The organism is Enterobacteriaceae endosymbiont of Donacia vulgaris (assembly GCF_012568445.1).
GTDB lineage: Bacteria > Pseudomonadota > Gammaproteobacteria > Enterobacterales > Enterobacteriaceae.
The window spans coordinates 974-2,195 of record NZ_CP046190.1 but is presented as its reverse complement, the minus strand read 5'-3'; the positions used below and the strand labels follow the sequence as shown (position 1 = coordinate 2,195).

2 other annotated features are annotated in these 1,222 nt (G+C 47.7%).

The annotated features are described in order from the left end of the window. Positions 1-21: 21 nt before the first annotated feature. Positions 22-999 (bottom strand) — a sequence feature (most likely nonfunctional fraction of RNA operon). Between the two features lie 11 nt (positions 1,000-1,010). Then, positions 1,011-1,152 (bottom strand) — a sequence feature (16S ribosomal RNA rRNA prediction is too short). Positions 1,153-1,222 lie beyond the last annotated feature (70 nt).

Genomic DNA, 1,222 nt, shown 5'->3' with positions numbered 1-1,222 from the left:
CTTATAGTAAAGGAGGTGATCCAACCACAGGTTCCCCTACGGTTACCTTGTTACGACTTCACCCCAGTTATGAATCATAAAGTGGTAAGCGCCCTCCAAATAAAAAGGTTAAGCAACTTACTTCTTTTACAACCCACTTCCATGGTGTGACGGGCGGTGTGTACAAGGCCCGGGAACGTATTCACCGTAGCATTCTGATCTACGATTACTAGCGATTCCGACTTCATAGAGTCGAGTTGCAGACTCCAATCCGAACTAAGATATATTTTGTGAGATTCGCTTACTCTCGCGAGGCTGCTTCCCTTTGTATATACCATTGTAGCACGTGTGTAGCCCTGGTCGTAAGGGCCATGATGACTTGACGTCGTCCTCACCTTCCTCCGGTTTATCACCGGCAGTCTCCTTTGAGTTCCCAGCCTAGCTGATGGCAACAAAGGATAAGGGTTGCGCTCGTTGCGGGACTTAACCCAACATTTCACAACACGAGCTGACGACAGCCATGCAGCACCTGTCTCATGGTTCCCGAAGGCACTAAAATATCTCTATTAAATTCCATGGATGTCAAGACCAGGTAAGGTTTTTCGCGTTGCATCGAATTAAACCACATGCTCCACCGCTTGTGCGGGCCCCCGTCAATTCATTTGAGTTTTAACCTTGCGGTCGTACTCCCCAGGCGGTCGACTTAACGCGTTAGCTACGAAAGCTATAAGTCAAGCTTACAACCTTCAAGTCGACATTGTTTACGGCATGGACTACCAGGGTATCTAATCCTGTTTGCTCCCCATGCTTTCGCACCTGAGCGTCAGTATTCGTCCAGGGGGTCGCCTTCGCCACTGGTATTCCTCCAGATATCTACGCATTTCACCGCTACACCTGGAATTCTACCCCCCTCTACGAAACTCAAGCTAATTAGTTTCAAATGCAGTTCCTAAGTTAAGCTTAGGGATTTCACACCTGACTTAATTAACAGCCTACGTGCTCTTTACGCCCAGTAATTCCGATTAACGCTCGCACCCTCCGTATTACCGCGGCTGCTGGCACGGAGTTAGCCGGTGCTTCTTTTACAAGTAACGTCAAGGATAAAATGTATTAGATTTTATCTTTTCTTTCTTGTTGAAAGTACTTTACAACCCTAAGGCCTTCTTCATACACGCGGTATAGCTGCATCAGGCTTTCGCCCATTGTGCAATATTCCCCACTGCTGCCTCCCGTAAGAGTCTGG